This is a genomic window from Micromonospora sp. NPDC093244 (assembly GCF_040683695.1).
In the GTDB taxonomy this organism is placed as follows: Bacteria; Actinomycetota; Actinomycetes; order Mycobacteriales; family Micromonosporaceae; genus Micromonospora.
In genome coordinates this window covers 414,661-431,137 of record NZ_JBFBEO010000001.1, presented here as the reverse complement: position 1 = coordinate 431,137, position 16,477 = coordinate 414,661, and the positions used below count along the sequence as shown (strand labels likewise).

The following is a 16,477-nucleotide window of genomic DNA, read 5'->3' as shown; positions in this document are numbered from 1 at the left end:
GTCAGCCGGCGAGCAGCTCCGCCATCCGCTGCGCCTGCGCCTCCCAGCGCCACTCCCGCTCCACCCAGGCCCGGCCCGCCGCACCCAGCTGACGGGCCAGGTCCCGGTCGGCGAGCAGCCGGGCGACCCGGTCGGCGAGCTGGGCGACGTCCCGCCCACCGACCACGTAACCGGTCTCGCCCTCGCGGACCGCGTCCGGCGCGCCCCCGGAGTCGCCGGCCACCACCGGAAGACCCGTGGCGGACGCCTCCAGGTAGACGATGCCCAGCCCCTCCACGTCGAGGCCCCGGTTACGGGTGCGGCACGGCATGGCGTACACGTCGCCTGCCGCGTAGTGAGCCGGCAACTCCGCCGACGGCACCGAGCCGGTGAAGACCACGTCGCGTTCCACGTCGGTCTGCCGGGCCAGTTTCTCCAACGTTGCCCGGTACGGGCCACCGCCGACGATCAGCAGCGCCGCGTCGGGCACCCGGCGACGAATCTCCGGAAGCGCCCGGATCAGCATGTCCTGTCCCTTGCGGGGCACCAGCCGGGACACACAGACCACCACCGGCCGGTCGGTGAGCCCCAGCCGGGCCCGGACCTGTTCACCGTCCACAGTGGGGTGGTAGGTGTCCACATCCACCCCCGGCGCCAGGCGGCGCAGCTCGGTCACCCCGTCCAGCACGCGGGCGAGCCGGGTACGGGTGTACTCACCCAGGTACGTCGTGACGTCCACACCCCTACCGATGCGGCGCAGCGCCGGCCGGGCCGCCGGCACCGCCGCCCAGCCGACCTCGTGACCGTGGGTCTGCGCCACCACCCGGCGTACGCCCGCCCGCCGGCGCAGACCCGCGGCGAGCAGCCCCAGTGGTGCCGCCGCGCCGAACCACACCGTGTCGCAGTCGTACGCGCGGGCCAGCCGGGCCGCCCGGCGGGCGATCAGCGGGGTCGGCAGCAGCACCCGGGTGCGTTCCCGGATCACCTCGAACGGCTGGTCGGCGTCGAACTTCGCGGCACCCCGCCAGCTCGACGCGTACACGACAACCGAACCGGCCGGCTGGCGCAGGGCGAGGTTGTGCACGAAGGACTGGATGCCCCCGGGCCGGGGCGGGAAGTCGTTGGTGATCAGCAGCGTACGGCTCATCGGCCAGCCTCCCGGGCGTACGCGCGGGCGGCGGCCATCCGCTCCACGGTGGACGGATGCGAGGCGGAGTAGAGGTATTCCCAGCGCGGCGGGTCGGGGTCACCCAGGTTGACCGAGCCGAGCCGACGCTGCATCGACTCGAAGGCCACCGGGTCGCCGGTGAGCGCGAGCGCGTGCGCGTCGGCGCGCGCCTCCACCCGGCGCGACATCAGCGCCTGCACCGGCGCGGCGACCAGCCCGGCCACCGTGACGAGGGCGAGCAGCAGCGGGAACGCGCGTGGGTGGGCCACCGAGTCGACGCCGGCCAGCCGCAGCAGCGGCCCCCACGAGCCGAGCAGGTAGAGCGCCACCACCGCCGCGGCGGCGCCCAGCGCCCCGGTGAGCGTGCCGACGGCCACGTCGGAATCCTTCGCGTGCCCCAGCTCGTGCGCCACCACGGCTGTCACCTCGGCCGGGGTCCCCTCGGTCAGCAGCGTGTCGTAGACGACCACCCGCCGGGTCGGGCCGAGACCGGAGACGTACGCGTTCACCGCCCTGGTGCGGCGGGAGGCGTCGGCGACGAGCACGTCGCGCACCGGCACCCCGTCGCGGGCGGCCATGCTCATCAGCTCGGTGCGCAGCGGACCCTGCTCCATCGGCGTGAACCTGTTGAACACCGGCTCCACGAGCACCGGCAGCACGAACGACAGCAGCACCACTAGGAGGGCGGCGCCCGCCGCGCCGAACGCCCACCACCAGCGCGGCGCGAGCCGGATGACCGCGTAGAAGCCGAACAACGCCACCGCGCCGATCACCGCGCTCACCGCGTACGACTTGAGCAGGTCGACGGCCCAGCCGCTCCAGCCGTTGGTGCTCAGCCCGTAGCGGGTGAGGACGCTCTGCCGCCAGGCGGCGAACGGGAGGGTGACCAGGTCGGCGACGAGCACCACGGCCAGCCCGCCGAGGACGGCCTGCGCGGCCCAGTGCCCGCCGAAGGGTCGGCCCACCAGCTCGACCAGGCGGCTGCCCAGCGGGGTGAGCCCGAGCGCGAGCGCGATCAGCAGGCCGACGGCGAGCGCGGTGTAGGCGCCGGGGCGCAGCGCCGAGCGGAACTCCCGCCCCCTGGCCACCTGCTCGGCGGGCAGGTCACGCAGCGCGGCGAGCTGGTCGGCCCGGGGCGCGGGTGGCCGGTGCCACGGGATGAGCAGCGCGGCGACCACCACCAGCGCGACGGTCAACCCGGCCAGGGTCAGCAACGCCCAGCCGCGCGGGGTCACGCGGACACCGCCGTGCCGGCGACGCCTCTTGGTAGCCCGCTCATCCCGCCCGCTCCTCCCGCCGTGACCGCTCATCCTATGGCCCGCGGAAAGCCCTCTCTGGAGGCGGTGTCGCGTCAGGCGACCCGTCGGGCCGCGTCGCGGCCGGTGTCGCCGCGTCGCTCGGGCGCGGCAAGCACCTCCACCTCGAAGCCGGCACGTGCGAGCACCTCGATCGCCTGGACCTCGGCGGCGACCAGCCCCGCAGCCGGGGACGTGTCGTCGAACAGGGCGGCCAGCAGGCAGCCGGAACAGCCGTCACCCCGCCTCGCGCACCCGTCGCAGTCGATGAGCATCACGCCTCCTGATCGTTGGCGGAGCCCGGTCGACGCTTGTCGTCGCCACCCGAGCACCGTCGGTCACATCGACGCTAACCACCGGGTACGACAGAAACCCCGCCCGACCGCCCGTTGCGGAAGAGATCCACTCCAGATCAACGAAATCGGGTATCCCGACCGCCCGGCAACCCCACGTCGCCGGCCCCTCGCGCCTGTCATGCGGCGACCCCGGCACACCGGGACGACCGGCGTCGTCAGCCCTGGGCGTCCAGGTCACGCAGGGCGTAGCGGAGGTGCTGCCACGTCGTCCTGACCCATCGTGACTCCCCTCCTCGACGGTGCGGCGATGCTAGCGCCCCGGACCGACACGCGGGGGCCGGCGGGCACTCACGATTTGGCCGGGTCAGGGCGGGCAGCGGGCGCGGTCAGGAGCGGGCGAGGCGCCGCAGCAGCGAGTCCGCGCCCAGCGGGTACGCCCCGTGCCGGCGCACCCCGTCGGCGACCTCGCGGTCGGAGGAGACCACCACCACCGGACGGCCGGCCGGCTCGGCGCGGACCAGCCGCCGGATCAGCTCGTCGGCGGTCTCGCCCTTGCGGGAGAAGAGCACCCGTACGCCGCGCGGCGCGGGTGGCAGCCCGTGCATCCGCTCGGCGCCGTCGAAGACCACTGTGACCTCGTCGCCGGTCTGCGCGGCGATCCCGCCCAGGCCGGTGATCAGACGCTTGCGCTGCTGTTCCAGGGACATCTCACCGAAGCCCCGCTTGGTGACGTTGTAGCCGTCTACCACGAGGTGCGCCCGGGGCAGGGCGAGCAGCTGATCGAGCCGGGCCGGGTCATCGGTGTCCCGGGCGCGGGCGGCGGGGCTGGCCGGGGCGCTGCCCGGCTGCTCGGCGAACGCGTCGGCCACGAAATCGGCGGGGAGCTTGTCGACCGGGTCGAGCGCCAGCTCGCGGCGCAGACCGACGGCCGCCTGGCCGATGGTCTCCAGCAGCAGCCAGAGCCGGGCGTCGTCGACCGAACGGGCCTCCTTGGCGCTGGCCCGGGCCACCCCTGCGGCGGCCTCCGCCTCGGCCAGTCGAGCCCGGGCGCGGCGCAGCTCGGCGTCCACGTCGGCGCTGGCGCGGGCCGCCCGGCCGCGTTCGGTGGCCAGCAACTCGGTGGCCCTGCGCTCGCGGGCCTGGGTCTCCCGCAGGGTTCGGGCCAGTTGTCGGGACTCCTCGCGGAGCTGACCCAACTCCTCACGGACGCGGGCCAGCTCGTCGCGCAGCTTCTCCGCCTCGACCCGGGCCACCGCCCGGTCGTGCTCGGCGCGGGTGGCCCGCTGCTCGGCCTCGCGGACCAGCTCGGCGACGACCGCGCTGTCCGCCTCGGCGCGCACGGCCGCGCCGCTGGCGTCGATCAGCTCCCGCCAGCCGCGCGGACGGGCCAGGTAGGCCAGGGCGGCGACCTCGACCGGGTCGGCGGCGGCGGGCGCGGTGCCCTCCACGACTGCCGCGCCGAGGTCACCGGCGTCGGCCAGCACGCGGGCGGTGACCCGCTGCCGGAACAGCGGGTCGGCGGTGAGCTGGGCGGCGATGGCAGGCGCGCCGAGCCGGGCCCGCCGGTTCGGGGCGAACTTGGCCACCCGGCGCAGCGGCACCGGCACCTCGTCGGCGGGCAGGGTGGGCAGCACCGCCGCGGTGAGCGTCACGATCCGCTGGCGCACCGCCTCCGGCAGTGTCGGCTCCGGCTCGACGCCCGCACCGTCGTCAGGCGTCGTGGGGGCGGATGCGCCCGATGGGTCCGTGACTACGTTGTCGTCCGGGTTGCCCGCACCGTCGCGCGCGACCGGATCCTCCTGCGGGAGGTGGTCGTCGTACGGCTCGGTGAGGGGCATGTGGCAAGTCTCCCACCGCGACCGGGCCCACCGCCCGGTGAGTGAGCCGATCTCTCATCCTACCCCCATGGTGACTGGTGGGGACGTTGCGACAGGAGTGTCGGACCGTGGCGCTAGCGTGCCGCCGATGGCACAGGCGGAGTACGTCCAGGAGTCACTTGCCGGTCTCGACCCGGCGACGGGCGGGGTGGACCCGGCGCTGCCGCTCTACGCGACCACCTTCGTGGTGGTCGACCTGGAGACCACCGGCGGCGCGCCGGACGGCGGCGGCATCACCGAGATCGGCGCGGTCAAGGTGCGCGGCGGCGAGCAGTTGGGCGTGCTGGCCACCCTGGTCAACCCCGGGCAGCCGATCCCCCCGTTCATCACCGTGCTGACCGGGATCACCCAGGCCATGCTGCTGCCCGCGCCACCGATCGAGCAGGTGCTGCCGAGCTTCCTGGAGTTCATCGCCGACGCCGTGCTGGTGGCCCACAACGCCCCGTACGACGTGGGGTTCCTCAAGGCGGCCTGCGCCAAGCACGGTTACCGCTGGCCCAACCCCCGGGTGCTGGACACCGCGGCGCTGGCCCGCCGGGTGCTGACCCGCGACGAGGTGCCCAACCGCAAGCTCGGCACCCTCGCCGCGTACTTCCGCACCGCCACGCAACCCACCCACCGCGCGCTCGACGACGCGAAGGCCACTGTCGACGTGCTGCACGGGCTGATCGGCCGGCTCGGTGGGCACCGGGTGGACACGATCGGCGACGCCATCGAGTTCGCCCGGGCGGTCACTCCGACCCAGCGCCGCAAACGGCACCTGGCCGAGGGGCTGCCCAAGGTCCCGGGCGTCTACATCTTCCGGGCCGCCGACGAGCGCCCGCTCTACGTGGGCACCTCCGTCGACATCGCCACCCGGGTGCGCAGCTACTTCACCGCCGGCGAGAAGCGCGCCCGGATCTCCGAGATGCTGGCGGCGGCCGAGCGGGTCGAGGCGGTGGAGTGCGCCCACTCGCTGGAGGCGGAGGTCCGCGAGCTGCGCCTGATCGCCGCGCACGCCCCGCCGTACAACAGGCGGTCGAAGTACCCGGAGCGGATGGTCTGGCTGAAGCTCACCGACGGTCCGTACCCTCGGTTGTCGATCGTCCGCGACCTGGCCCCCACCGACACCGCGTACCTCGGGCCGTTCACCTCCCGGCGGGCCGCGGAGCTGGCCGCCGCCGGCTTCCACGACGCGGTGCCGCTGCGCCAGTGCACGCACCGGCTCTCGCTGCGCACCGTCACGCCGGCCTGCGCGCTGGCCGAGCTGGGTCGCTGCGCGGCGCCCTGCGAGCACCGGATCACCCCGGAGGAGTACGACGACAGGGCCGTCCTGCCGTTCCGCACCGCCACCGCGAGCGACCCGCAGCGGGTGGTGGACGCGCTGCTGGCCCGGATCGACGTGCTCTCGGGCGACCAGCGCTACGAGGAGGCCGCCGTGGTGCGGTCCCGGCTGGCCGCGGTGCTGCGCGCCACCGTGCGGATGCAGCGACTGGCCGCGCTGACCGGGATCGTCGAGCTGGCGGCGGCCCGCCCGGCGGCCCGGGGTGGCTGGGAGCTGGCGCTGATCCGGCACGGCCGGCTGGCCGGCGCGGGGGTGTCCCCGCCCGGCGTCCACCCGCGACCCACCCTGACCGCCATCCGGGCCACCGCCGAGACGGTGGCGGGCGGGCACGGGCCGGTGCCGGCGGCCACCGCCGAGGAGTCCGAGCGCATCCTGTCCTGGTTGGAACGACCGGAGACGCGACTGGTGGAGATGTCGTCCGGTTGGTCGTCGCCGGTGGGTGGCGCGGGGCGCTTCCGTGACCTGCTGGCGAAGGCCGAGAACGCTCCGTCCCACCAACTCTCGACCGAACGCTCATGACCAAGTGACCGATCGGACTACGTCGACTCGCTTAGGCTGTTGGAGAAGTGCAGTCCTGCCCGATTCGTGGGCCTGCTCCCGGCCGCCGGTCTCCGGCGTCGTGGAGCCGGGGTGAGGAGGTGTCCCTCGTGGACGTCGACGCCGGACACGGCGCCGCCCTGGGGGGCGCCCTTCCGACCCAGCCGGGTGAGCTGCCGCTCGCCCGCCGGCTGCGGTCACTGCTCACCTGGCCGACAACCGACTCCGACCCGGTCACGCAGCTGGTCCGCACCCACCGGGGCATCCACGCCGGCACCGACCCCGCGGTGCTGCGCCGGGCGTACACCATCGCGGAGAACATGCACCGCGGGCAGTTCCGCAAGAGCGGGGAGCCGTACATCACCCACCCTCTCGCGGTGGCCCAGATCTGCGCGGAGCTGGGGATGGACACCACCACCCTGGTCGCGGCGCTGCTGCACGACACGGTGGAGGACACCCGCTACACGCTCCAGGCGCTCTCGGAGGACTTCGGCGGCGAGGTGGCCCACCTGGTCGACGGGGTGACCAAGTTCGACAAGGCGTTCTACGGCAAGGCCGCCGAGGCGGAGACGGTCCGCAAGATGATCGTCGCGGCCGCCAAGGACGTCCGGGTGCTGATCATCAAGCTGGCCGACCGGCTGCACAACATGCGCACCCTCGGGGTGCGCTCCGCGTCGTCGCGGGAGCGGATCGCCCGCAAGACGCAGGAGGTGCTGGTCCCGCTCTGTGACCGGCTGGGCATCCAGACCCTCAAGCGCGAGCTGGACGACGTGGTGCTGCTGCACCTGGAGCCCGACGAGCACGCCCGGCTGGCCCGGCACGTGCACGACCGGCCGGGCTGGGACGCGTACCTGGAATCGGTGGTTGCCCGGGCCCGGGCGGCCCTGAAGCGCAGCCGGGTCGACGCCGAGGTCAGCCCTCGCCCCCGGCACCTCTACTCGATCTGGAAGGACACAATCGCCGGCGGCCACACCGCTCCGTACGATCTGCCGCGCATCGTGGTGGTCGTCGACGGCCCGGCCACCGACTGTTACGCCGCCCTGGGCGCGATCCACGGCACGTGGCGGCCCGTCCCCGGCCGCTTCAAGGACTTCATCGCCTCACCGAAGAACAACCTCTACCGCTCGCTGCACACAAGCGTCTGCGGCCCGCAGGACCGCACGGTGGAGGTGCTGATCCGCACCGAGGAGATGCACCGCTCGGCCGAGTACGGCATCGCCGCCGACTTCCGCTTCCCGCGTTCGGGCAGCAGCAGCGCATCGGCCCGCGCCGAACAGCTGGACTGGCTGCGCCGGGTGCTCGACTGGGAGCCGGAGGCCGCCGACCCGGCGCAGTTCTACGAGTCGCTGCGCTGCGACCTGGCCGAGGGGCAGATCCAGGTCTTCGCCGACGGGCGGCAGGTGGTGCTGCCGGCCGGCGCCACGCCCGTCGACCTCGCGTACGAGCTGGGGAACGAGCGTGGCGACCACTGCCTCGCCGCCCGGATCAACGGCCGGTTGGCGCCGCTGAGCTCGGAGCTGGACGAGGGCGACGTGGTGGAGATCTTCACCGAGAACGACGGCGACAACGGTTTCGAGGCGGGCGTGGCGCCGCGCGGCCCACGCCGGGAGTGGCTCAGCTTCGTCAAGTCGCCGCACGCGCAGATGCAGATCAACAGGTGGTTCGCCGAGCACACCGAGCCGGGCATCACGATCAGCGACAAGGTACGGCTCGGCCGGGCCACCATCGGGCTGGCCCTGCGCCAGCACAACCGGGGCCTGGCCAGTGACCTGCCGCTGCTGCGCCTCTCCGAGGAGTTGGGCTACCCCGACCTGGAGACGCTGCTCGTCGCGGTCTTCGACCGGGTGATCGAACCGGACACCGTGGTACGCCAGCTCATCGACCTGGTCGACCATCGGCAGTGACCGGGCCGGCCCCAGCACGTCCGAAGGACATTCGTGACCACTAGCCTGGAGTCATGATCCCCCGCTCCCGCGCCACCGGTCGGGCCATCTTCTACCAGGCCTTCTACCGGCTGCCTCTGCCGGTACGTCGGCGCCTGGTCAAGCTGGCCGTACCCAAGTACATCGTCGGCGCGGTCACCCTGGTCCGCGATTCCGAGGCGACGGGCGCGGGCCGGCTGCTGATGCTGCGCCAGCCGCCCGGCAAGGGTTGGTCGCTCCCCGCCGGCCTGCTGAACAGGGGCGAGGCGCCGGTGGTGGGCGCGGCCCGGGAGCTGTTCGAGGAGTCCGGCATCCGGCTTGCCCCGTCCCGGCTGCGCCCCGCCGTACCGAACGCGATAGTGCACGCCAAGGGCTGGGTGGACGTGGTCTTCGAGGCGGAGGTGCCGGCGTCCAGCACCGAGCTGGTGGTCGACGGCGCGGAGGTCTTCGAGGCGGCCTGGCATCCGCTGGACGACCTGCCCAAGCTGAGCTGGTCGACCGCCCGGCTGCTCGCCTACTACGACATCGGGCCGCTGGCCGGGCAGTTTCCGCCACCGGTTCCCGACACCACGCCATGACCGGGGCGGGCCTGCCGGAGGACCTGTGCGCGGTGGTGCTCGCCGCCGGCGAGGGCACCCGGCTACGTCCGCTCACCGAACGGGTCCCCAAGGCGTTGTGCCCGGTGGGCAACGTGCCGCTGCTGGACCGGGCGCTGGCCCGGCTGACCGGGCTCGGCCTGGCCGGGCCGGGCCGCGTCGCGGTGAACGCGTGCTATCTCGCCGACCAGGTGGTCGCCCACGTCGGGGACCGCGCCCACCTGTCGGTGGAGCCCGGCGAGCCGCTGGGCACCGCGGGCGGGGTGGCCAACCTGCTGGACTGGATCGACGGCCGGGCGGTGCTGGTGGGCAACGCCGACGCGTACCTCGCCGACCCGGCCGCTCCCCCGGGCCCCGACGTGGCCGCGTTGGTCGACGGGTGGGACGGGCGCACCGTACGCCTGCTCGGCCAGCCCGCCGCGGACCCGACGGCGCCGGGCACCTTCGACGGGCACTGCTTCACCGGGTTCTCGTTGCTGCCCTGGCGGCTGGTCCGCGACCTGCCGGTGGTCTTCTCCGACCTGGTCCGCGCGCTCTGGCGGCCCGCCGAGGCGGCCGGCGAGCTGGAGGTGGTGCCCTACCCGGGCACCTTCTTCGACACCGGCACCCCGGCCGACTACCTGGCGGCCAACCTGCACGCCGCCGAGGGCGGGGTCCTGGTCGACCCGTCGGCGACGGTGACCGGTCGGTGCGTGGAGTCGGTCGTCGGCGCCGGCGCGCGGGTGGACGGCGACGTGTGCCGCACCGTCGTGTGGCCGGGAGCGGTCGTCCGGGCCGGGGAACGGCTGCACGACGTGATCCGGTTCGGGGACCGTCGCACCGTGCCCGCCGCCCGGGACTGAGCCGCGACGGCTCCCGGCTCCGGGGGCGACCGGGAACATCTAGCATGGGCGACGACGCCGACGAACGGAGAAATGCCCCGTGATCACCGCGATCGTGCTGATCGACTGCGCCACCGACGCGATTCCCGAGGTGGCGGAGACCCTGGCCAACCTTCCCGGCGTCAGCGAGGTCTACTCGGTGGCCGGGCACGTCGACCTCATCGCCATCGTCCGGGTCCGCGAGTTCGACCAGATCGCCCAGGTCATCGCGGGCAGCATCTCGAAGGTGCCGGGCGTGCTGAACACCGAGTCGCACATCGCGTTCCGGGCGTACTCCCAGCACGACCTGGAGGAAGCGTTCGCGATCGGCCTCGCCGGCACGGACTGACCACCGCCTGACGCACCGCGGCCGGTCCACCCCGTGCGGGGTGGACCGGCCGTCTGCTTGCCGCTACGTCAGCTCTCGCTGGGAGCCGGCGTCTCGGTGGTGCCGCCGCCCGGAGCCGGCGACTCGGTGGTGCCGCCCGGAGCCGGCGACTCGGTGCCCGTGCCACCCGGAGCCGGCGACTCAGTGCCGGTGCCACCCGGGCTGGGCGTACCGCTGGCGCTGGTCTGCGGGACCGGGATGCCGAGCTGGTTGGCGAGCTGCACCAGCTCGTCGTAGTGCGCCTGGAGCATCGGCAGGGCGGTCTGGGCCAGCTGGACCACCGACTGCTCGGAGCCCTGCGAGATCTCCGTCTGGGTGGCCTGGATGGCCTGGACGTGGCCGGCCAGCTCACTTGTCACCCAGAGCCTGTCGAACTCCGCGCCGCTGGCGTTGTTCAGCTTGTCGAGGACCGCCTGCTGATCGGCGCTGGGCTCGTTCGGCAGTTCCACGTTGAGCTGGGACGCGGTCTGCTGCACCGTCTGGTCCAGCTGGGTGTGGTCGGTCTTCAACATCGCACCGAGGTCCTTGACCCCCTGGTTCTGGCCCTTCTGCTGGGCCAGGTCACCAGCGGTGATCTCGAACAGGTTCACCTGGTGCACCGCCTGCAGATACTGGGTGTCCTGCGTTGACGGCTGTGCCGCGGCCTGCGCGGCCGCAGCCGGCGCGACGCCGACCAGTACCAGCGCGGCCAACAGGCCGAGGCGTTTGATACCCAACATGTTCCCCCCCTTGAGACGTTGGACCGCACGGATACCCGGCTCACCGGGGTTATTCCTGCGATCCCCCGACGCGCGGGGTCGACCGGTCCCGCCGTGGCCGTCCGACTCCTGGTCGGATGGGCGGTGGACGCGGACACGACGGGGCGCCCGCCGGAATTCCGACGGGCGCCCCGTAAGCGTGCGATCAGGCGATCAGCGTCGGCTCTCGCCGCTGCCGATCTCCTCGCGCTCGGGCCGGGCCTCGACCGGCGGGTGCCCCGGCGAGACAGGCGCCTCGACCGGCTTCTCGATCGGGTAGAAGAAGCCCCTGATGGCCGGGCCGAGTGCACCGAGCCGGTTCATCTTCTTGGGCACCACCCAGCCGACGTACTCCAGCTCACCGTGGCCGTCCGCGTGCCCGTCGGACGCGCTGAGCGGCTGGTGCACCTCGACGAACCGGCCGTCCGGCAGGCGCCTGATGATGCCGGTCTCGACGCCGTGCGCGAGCACCTCCCGGTCGTGCTGTTGGAGACCGAGGCAGAGCCGGTAGGTGATGTAGTACGCGATCGGCGGGACCACGAGCAGGCCGATCCGGCCCGCCCAGGTCATCGCGTTCAGGCTGATCTGGAACTTGTCCGCGATCACGTCGTTGGCGCCGGAGAGCGTCAGGACGATGTAGAAGGCGACGGCCATGGCGCCGACGGCGGTACGGGCCGGAACGTCCCGGGGACGCTGGAGCAGGTTGTGGCTCTTGCGGTCCTTGAGCTGCCGGGCCTCCAGGAACGGGTACATCGTCGACAGGCCGACCAGGATGCCGGGCAGGACGACAGTCGGCCAGAACAGCGGCGGGATGACGTACCCGTCGCCGATCGGGATGTTGATCTCCCAGGCCGGCATGAGTCGGGTCGAGCCGTCGAGGAACATGACGTACCAGTCGGGCTGGCTGGCGGCCGAGACCACCCACGCCTCGTACGGGCCGAACAGCCAGATGGGGTTGATCTGGAACAGACCACCCATCAGCGCGATGACGCCGAAGACGACCATGAAGAAGCCGCCCTGCTTCAACGCGTACCGCGGGAACATCCGCTCGCCGACCACGTTGTTGTTGGTCCGGCCGGGGCCGGGCCACTGGGTGTGCTTCTGCTTGAAGACCAGCCCCAGGTGGACGCTGATCAGCGCGACCAGCAGACCCGGGATGAGCAGCACGTGGGCGATGAAGAACCGGCTGATGATGATCGTGCCCGGGAACTCGCCACCGAAGATCGACGACGTGACCCAGGAGCCGATCACCGGGATGGACAGCATGATCGCCGAGGCGATCCGCAGGCCGGTGCCGGACAGGCCGTCGTCCGGCAGCGAGTAGCCGGTGAAGCCGGCCAGGAAGCCGACCCAGAACAGCAGCGAACCGATGATCCAGTTGGTCTCACGCGGCTTGCGGAAGGCACCGGTGAAGAACACCCGCAGCATGTGCACGACGATGGCGGCCATGAACAGCAGCGCCGCCCAGTGGTGCATCTGCCGCATCACCAGACCACCGCGGACGTCGAACGAGATGTCCAGGCTGGAGGCGTACGCGGCGGACATCGGGGTGCCCTGCAACGGCGCGTAGCTGCCGTCGTAGACCACCTCGGTCATCGCCGGCTCGAAGAAGAAGGTGAGGAACACACCCGTCAGCAGCAGCACGACGAACGAGAACAGCGCGATCTCGCCGAGCAGGAAGGACCAGTGGTCCGGGAAGACCTTGTTCAGCAGCTTGCGCAGCGGCGTGGCCACCGCGAAGCGGTCGTCCACTCCCACCGCGGCCTTGCCCGGCGTGGCTGCCAGGTCAAACTTTCGACGCTTCATGGCCGCTCCCAGAAATCAGGCCCGACGGTCTCGGTGTAGTCGGACTTCGCCACGAAGAAGCCCTCGGAGTCGACCTCGATGGGCAACTGCGGCAGCCGCCGGCTGGCAGGGCCGAAGACGGGCTTGGCGTTGTCGGTGATCAGGAACTGGGACTGGTGGCACGGGCAGAGCAGACGGTTGGTCTGCTGCTCGTACAGGCTGGCCGGGCAACCCGCGTGCGTGCAGATCTTGGAGAACGCCGCGTAGTTGCCCCACATGTAGTCGCCGTGGCCGATCCGCTCGTTGGCCCGGCGCGACTCCTGCGCGTCGGAGTCCCGAAGGTGGATCAGGAGCGTCGGCGAGTCGGCGTGCCTGTTGCTCACGCCGTGGTCGATGCCGGGGAAGACGGTCAGCTGGCCGCCGGCGCTGATGTCGGCCGGGCGGATCGGGCGACCGTCCTCACGGACCAGGCGGATCCGTTCGCCACCCTCGGCGGCGGCGAACCCGGTGGTGAACATCTGGTTGTTCTTGTGCGGCTGCGAGATCAGACCGCCGACCAGGGGCGCCGCGGCGACCGCGCCGACCGGCGCGAGACCGGCCAGCAGCGAGATGCCGAGCAGCGGGCGGCGCTTCACACCCAGCTCGTCGGCCATGTAGAGCATCGTCTGGCCGGTGATCGTACGGCCCTCGGAGTCCACCTGCCCCTCGTGCCGGTCCTGGATCGAGACCTCCTTGGGCAGCAACTTCTTGCCCCAGGTCAGGATGCCGAAGCCGACGGCGAGCAGGGCCACGCCGAGGGTGGCGCCGAGCAGCGGCGTGTAGAACTTGTCGCCGCCACGGCCCGGCTCGTACTGCCACGGCCACCAGATGTAGATGGCCAGGAAGGCGGTCGCCGCCAGACCGGTGATCAGGAAGAACCCGGCCACGACACGGGTCAGCCGACGCTCGGCCTTCGTGCCGGGCAGCACCTGCGGCTCGTAGTGCACGATCTCGATGTCGTCCCGGCGCGCGCCCTCGCGGACGACGTCGAACCGGGTCAGCTTGGGGTCGTTCACGTCGAGCGGCTCCCGGCCCTGCGGGGCCTGGTGCTCGGTGTGGGTGCTCATGCCGTCACCTCGCTACGGGTGGCGCCGCTCGGCACCACAGCACTGAATCGGATGATCCGCTCGGTCACGACTTGCCCGCAATCCACAGGCTGGCGAAGACGAGCGCCACGATGCCAACCAGGAAGATCGCCAGGCCCTCGGTGGACGGCCCGTACCGACCGAGGTTGAACCCGCCCGGGTCCTGGTCGTGCTTCAGCGTCTCCTGGATGTACGCGATGATGTCGGCCTTCTGCTCCGGCCGGAGCTGGTTGTCGCCGAACACCGGCATGTTCTGCGGGCCGCTCAGCATCGCCGCGTAGATCTGCCGGTCGGTCGCCGGGTGCAGGCTGGGTGCGAACTTGCCCGAGGAGAGCGCGCCGCCACCGCCGCCGAAGGCGTGGCACTGCGAGCAGTTGATCCGGAACAGCTCACCGCCGGCCGCGACGTTGCCGCCGTCACGCAGCTCGTCGCCCTCGGGGACGACCGGGCCGCCGCCGAGCTCCTGGATGTACTGGGCCAGCTGGCGGGTCTGCTCGTCGGTGAAGACCGGGGGCTTGCGGTGGGCCTGGGCCTCCTGCCGGGCCATCGGCATGCGGCCGGAGCTGACCTGGAACTCGACAGAGGCCGCGCCGACGCCGACCAGGCTCGGTCCGCGACCCTCGACGCCCTGGGCGTTGCGTCCGTGACAGGTCACACAGCTCACGTCGAACAGCGCCTTGCCCTCGGCGGCGGCGCCGGTCAGCGGCGGGTTGTCCTGTGCCTGCGCACCGGGGGCGAAGACGGTGTAGGCGCCGCCGGCGAGCATCAGCGCGGCGAACAGCCGGACCGCGGCGCCCAGCCGGCGGCGGCCCCTGCTGCGCGCGGCGGGCCGCCCGCGCAACCGCGCGAGCAGGCCGCGTCGGCGGTCGTTGTCAGAAGTCATGAGCGGTGTCCTTAACCGGTTGGACCTGTCTCAGGGGACGGAGCAGCAGTGCGGAGTGTGACGCGCAAGATCACTGAAGCCAGTAGATCATGGCGTACAGCCCGATCCACACCACGTCGACGAAGTGCCAGTAGTACGACACGACGATCGCCGAGGTCGCCTGCGCCGGGGTGAACCGGCCCATGGTCGTACGGACCATGAAGATGATGAAGGCGATCAGACCGCCGGTCACGTGCAGACCGTGGAAGCCGGTGGTCAGGTAGAACATCGACCCGTAACCGTCTTCGTTGATCTTGACACCCTCGTGCACCAGCTCGCGGTACTCGTTCAGCTGGCCGAGCACGAAGATCAGGCCCATCACGAACGTGACGGTGAACCAGCGCCGCAGCGCGTGCACGTCACCCTTCTCCGCCGCGAAGACACCGAGCTGGCACGTCACCGACGAGAGCACCAGGATCACGGTGAAGGTGGTCGCGTACGGGATGTTCAGGTGCTCGGTGTGCTTCTCCCATTGCTCCGGCGCCGCAGCGCGGATCGAGAAGTACATCGCGAACAGCGCCGCGAAGAACATGAGTTCGCTGGAGAGCCACACGATCGTCCCGACGCTGACCATGTTCGGTCGGGTCAGAGAGTGGATCCGGCTCTTGTCAATGGCTGGGGCCGCAGTCACGCCGTCATTATTGCCCCTGACCGGGGCCGGCGATCAGCGGGGTGGCAAACCTGCGCCTTCCGTGGCCCCGGCGTCGAGGTCCGGTTCGCCTGGCCTAGCCTGAAAAGCGTGCTGCACGTCGATCCGATCTTCGCCGCCACCTCGGCTCCGCCGCCGTTCACCGTCGGTCGGGTGCTGACCGAGACCAGGCTGGACAGCTGGCTGGCCCTGGGCCTGGTGCTCGCCGCCGGTCTGTACCTCTACGGAGTGCACCGGCTGCGCGTACGCGGCGACCGCTGGCCGGTCGCCCGGACGGTGTTCTTCCTCGGCCCCGGCCTGGGCGGCATCGCGGTGGTCACGATCAGCGGACTGCACGCGTACGACACCGCGCTGCTGTCGGTGCACATGATCCAGCACATGGTGCTCTCCATGGTGGCGCCGATCTTCCTGGCGCTCGGCGCGCCGATGACGCTTGCCCTGCGCACCCTGCCGGTCGGGCCGCGCAAGCGGCTGCTGGCGATCGTGCACAGCCGCGTCGCCCGGGTTTACAGCTTCCCGCTTGTGGCGTTCGCCATCTTCGTGGTCAACCCGTTCGCGCTGTACTTCAGTGATCTGTACCGCTTCACCCTGGAGCACGCGTGGGCGCACGAGCTGGTGCACGCGCACTTCATCCTGACCGGCTGCGTGTTCTTCTGGCCGCTGCTCGGCCTCGACCCGCTGCCCGGCCGCTGGCCCTACCCGGCGCGGGCGCTGCTGATGCTTCTCTCCGTGCCGTTCCACACAGTGCTCGGGCTCACCATCATGCAGAGCAGCACCCTTTTCGGCGGCGACTGGTACCCGTCGCTCAACCTGAGCTGGTCCGACCCCTGGGACGACCAGGTGGTCGCCGGCGGCATCCTGTGGGCCGGCGGCGAGTTCGTCAGCGTCACCATGCTCGCCGTGCTTGTCGTGCAGTGGGTCAAGCAGTCCGAACGGGAGGCCCGCCGGGTCGACCGCGAGTTGGACCGCCAGGAGGCCCGCGAGCGCGCCGCCGGGCCCGCGGCCGTCTGAGCTGCGC

Annotated in this window: 15 protein-coding genes; 6 read left to right on the top strand and 9 right to left on the bottom strand. The window is 72.1% G+C overall.

Features of this window, described 5'->3' with window-relative positions; all coding sequences use genetic code 11:
- Window position 1: 1 nt before the first annotated feature.
- From AB0N27_RS02000 to AB0N27_RS01985, 4 genes are all read right to left on the bottom strand, one after another.
- A complete protein-coding gene (locus AB0N27_RS02000; protein WP_364362543.1) occupies window positions 2–1,126 on the bottom strand; it encodes a glycosyltransferase family 4 protein in 1,125 nt (374 codons plus the stop codon).
- Window positions 1,123–2,382, bottom strand: coding sequence for a M48 family metalloprotease (locus AB0N27_RS01995; protein WP_364362542.1), 1,260 nt, complete (start codon window positions 2,380–2,382; stop codon window positions 1,123–1,125). The genes AB0N27_RS02000 and AB0N27_RS01995 overlap by 4 nt, the downstream gene beginning before the upstream one ends.
- Before the next feature lie 116 nt (window positions 2,383–2,498).
- Window positions 2,499–2,717 (bottom strand): hypothetical protein, encoded by a 219-nt coding sequence (locus tag AB0N27_RS01990; protein ID WP_364362541.1) that lies wholly within the window; start codon window positions 2,715–2,717, stop codon window positions 2,499–2,501.
- A 407-nt stretch (window positions 2,718–3,124) separates the two neighbouring features.
- Entirely contained in the window at window positions 3,125–4,576 is a 1,452-nt protein-coding gene (locus AB0N27_RS01985) for an NYN domain-containing protein (RefSeq protein WP_364362540.1), read from the bottom strand.
- A 127-nt stretch (window positions 4,577–4,703) separates the two neighbouring features.
- Here AB0N27_RS01985 and AB0N27_RS01980 point away from each other — a divergent pair, with 127 nt between their 5' ends.
- The 5 genes from AB0N27_RS01980 (at window position 4,704) to AB0N27_RS01960 (ending at window position 10,203) form a co-directional block, all read left to right on the top strand.
- Window positions 4,704–6,458, top strand: coding sequence for a DEDD exonuclease domain-containing protein (locus AB0N27_RS01980; protein ID WP_364362539.1), 1,755 nt, complete (start codon window positions 4,704–4,706; stop codon window positions 6,456–6,458).
- A gap of 128 nt (window positions 6,459–6,586) precedes the next feature.
- Window positions 6,587–8,380 carry an HD domain-containing protein gene (locus tag AB0N27_RS01975; RefSeq protein ID WP_364365949.1) on the top strand — a complete coding sequence of 598 codons (1,794 nt, stop codon included), beginning with the start codon at window positions 6,587–6,589 and terminating at the stop codon, window positions 8,378–8,380.
- A gap of 53 nt (window positions 8,381–8,433) precedes the next feature.
- On the top strand, window positions 8,434–8,976 hold the full coding sequence (locus AB0N27_RS01970) for an NUDIX domain-containing protein (protein WP_139585795.1): 543 nt from the start codon (window positions 8,434–8,436) through the stop codon (window positions 8,974–8,976).
- Window positions 8,973–9,836 (top strand): NTP transferase domain-containing protein, encoded by an 864-nt coding sequence (locus tag AB0N27_RS01965; RefSeq protein ID WP_364362538.1) that lies wholly within the window; start codon window positions 8,973–8,975, stop codon window positions 9,834–9,836. The genes AB0N27_RS01970 and AB0N27_RS01965 overlap by 4 nt, the downstream gene beginning before the upstream one ends.
- A 79-nt stretch (window positions 9,837–9,915) precedes the next feature.
- Entirely contained in the window at window positions 9,916–10,203 is a 288-nt protein-coding gene (locus AB0N27_RS01960) for an Lrp/AsnC ligand binding domain-containing protein (RefSeq protein ID WP_139585793.1), read from the top strand.
- A gap of 68 nt (window positions 10,204–10,271) precedes the next feature.
- On the opposite strand, the gene AB0N27_RS01955 is transcribed toward AB0N27_RS01960, so the two are convergent.
- The 5 genes from AB0N27_RS01955 to AB0N27_RS01935 form a co-directional block, all read right to left on the bottom strand.
- Window positions 10,272–10,961: a DUF4142 domain-containing protein gene (locus tag AB0N27_RS01955; protein WP_364362537.1), complete on the bottom strand. Its 690-nt coding sequence runs from the start codon at window positions 10,959–10,961 to the stop codon at window positions 10,272–10,274.
- A gap of 192 nt (window positions 10,962–11,153) precedes the next feature.
- Window positions 11,154–12,785: a cytochrome b N-terminal domain-containing protein gene (locus AB0N27_RS01950; protein WP_364362536.1), complete on the bottom strand. Its 1,632-nt coding sequence runs from the start codon at window positions 12,783–12,785 to the stop codon at window positions 11,154–11,156.
- On the bottom strand, window positions 12,782–13,870 hold the full coding sequence (locus AB0N27_RS01945; protein ID WP_364362535.1) for a Rieske 2Fe-2S domain-containing protein: 1,089 nt from the start codon (window positions 13,868–13,870) through the stop codon (window positions 12,782–12,784). Before AB0N27_RS01945 ends, AB0N27_RS01950 begins: the two co-directional genes overlap by 4 nt.
- Window positions 13,871–13,934: 64 nt before the next feature.
- Window positions 13,935–14,771: a cytochrome c gene (locus AB0N27_RS01940; RefSeq protein WP_364362534.1), complete on the bottom strand. Its 837-nt coding sequence runs from the start codon at window positions 14,769–14,771 to the stop codon at window positions 13,935–13,937.
- A gap of 70 nt (window positions 14,772–14,841) precedes the next feature.
- Complete coding sequence (locus tag AB0N27_RS01935) at window positions 14,842–15,441, bottom strand: heme-copper oxidase subunit III (protein ID WP_139585788.1); 600 nt, start codon at window positions 15,439–15,441, stop codon at window positions 14,842–14,844.
- A gap of 99 nt (window positions 15,442–15,540) precedes the next feature.
- On the opposite strand from AB0N27_RS01935, the gene AB0N27_RS01930 reads away from it, so the two are divergent.
- Window positions 15,541–16,470, top strand: a complete 930-nt coding sequence (locus tag AB0N27_RS01930; RefSeq protein WP_364365946.1) for a cytochrome c oxidase assembly protein — start codon at window positions 15,541–15,543, stop codon at window positions 16,468–16,470.
- Window positions 16,471–16,477: the final 7 nt, after the last annotated feature.

Bases quoted from the DNA above. Each gene is read 5' to 3' on its own strand.
- AB0N27_RS01945 (WP_364362535.1), bottom strand. From the start codon at position 13,870: ATGAGCACCCACACCGAGCACCAGGCCCCGCAGGGCCGGGAGCCGCTC.
- AB0N27_RS01985 (WP_364362540.1), bottom strand. From the start codon at position 4,576: ATGCCCCTCACCGAGCCGTACGACGACCACCTCCCGCAGGAGGATCCG.
- AB0N27_RS01955 (WP_364362537.1), bottom strand. From the start codon at position 10,961: ATGTTGGGTATCAAACGCCTCGGCCTGTTGGCCGCGCTGGTACTGGTC.
- AB0N27_RS01990 (WP_364362541.1), bottom strand. From the start codon at position 2,717: ATGCTCATCGACTGCGACGGGTGCGCGAGGCGGGGTGACGGCTGTTCC.
- AB0N27_RS01940 (WP_364362534.1), bottom strand. From the start codon at position 14,771: ATGACTTCTGACAACGACCGCCGACGCGGCCTGCTCGCGCGGTTGCGC.
- AB0N27_RS01965 (WP_364362538.1), top strand. From the start codon at position 8,973: ATGACCGGGGCGGGCCTGCCGGAGGACCTGTGCGCGGTGGTGCTCGCC.
- AB0N27_RS02000 (WP_364362543.1), bottom strand. From the start codon at position 1,126: ATGAGCCGTACGCTGCTGATCACCAACGACTTCCCGCCCCGGCCCGGG.
- AB0N27_RS01950 (WP_364362536.1), bottom strand. From the start codon at position 12,785: ATGAAGCGTCGAAAGTTTGACCTGGCAGCCACGCCGGGCAAGGCCGCG.
- AB0N27_RS01970 (WP_139585795.1), top strand. From the start codon at position 8,434: ATGATCCCCCGCTCCCGCGCCACCGGTCGGGCCATCTTCTACCAGGCC.
- AB0N27_RS01980 (WP_364362539.1), top strand. From the start codon at position 4,704: ATGGCACAGGCGGAGTACGTCCAGGAGTCACTTGCCGGTCTCGACCCG.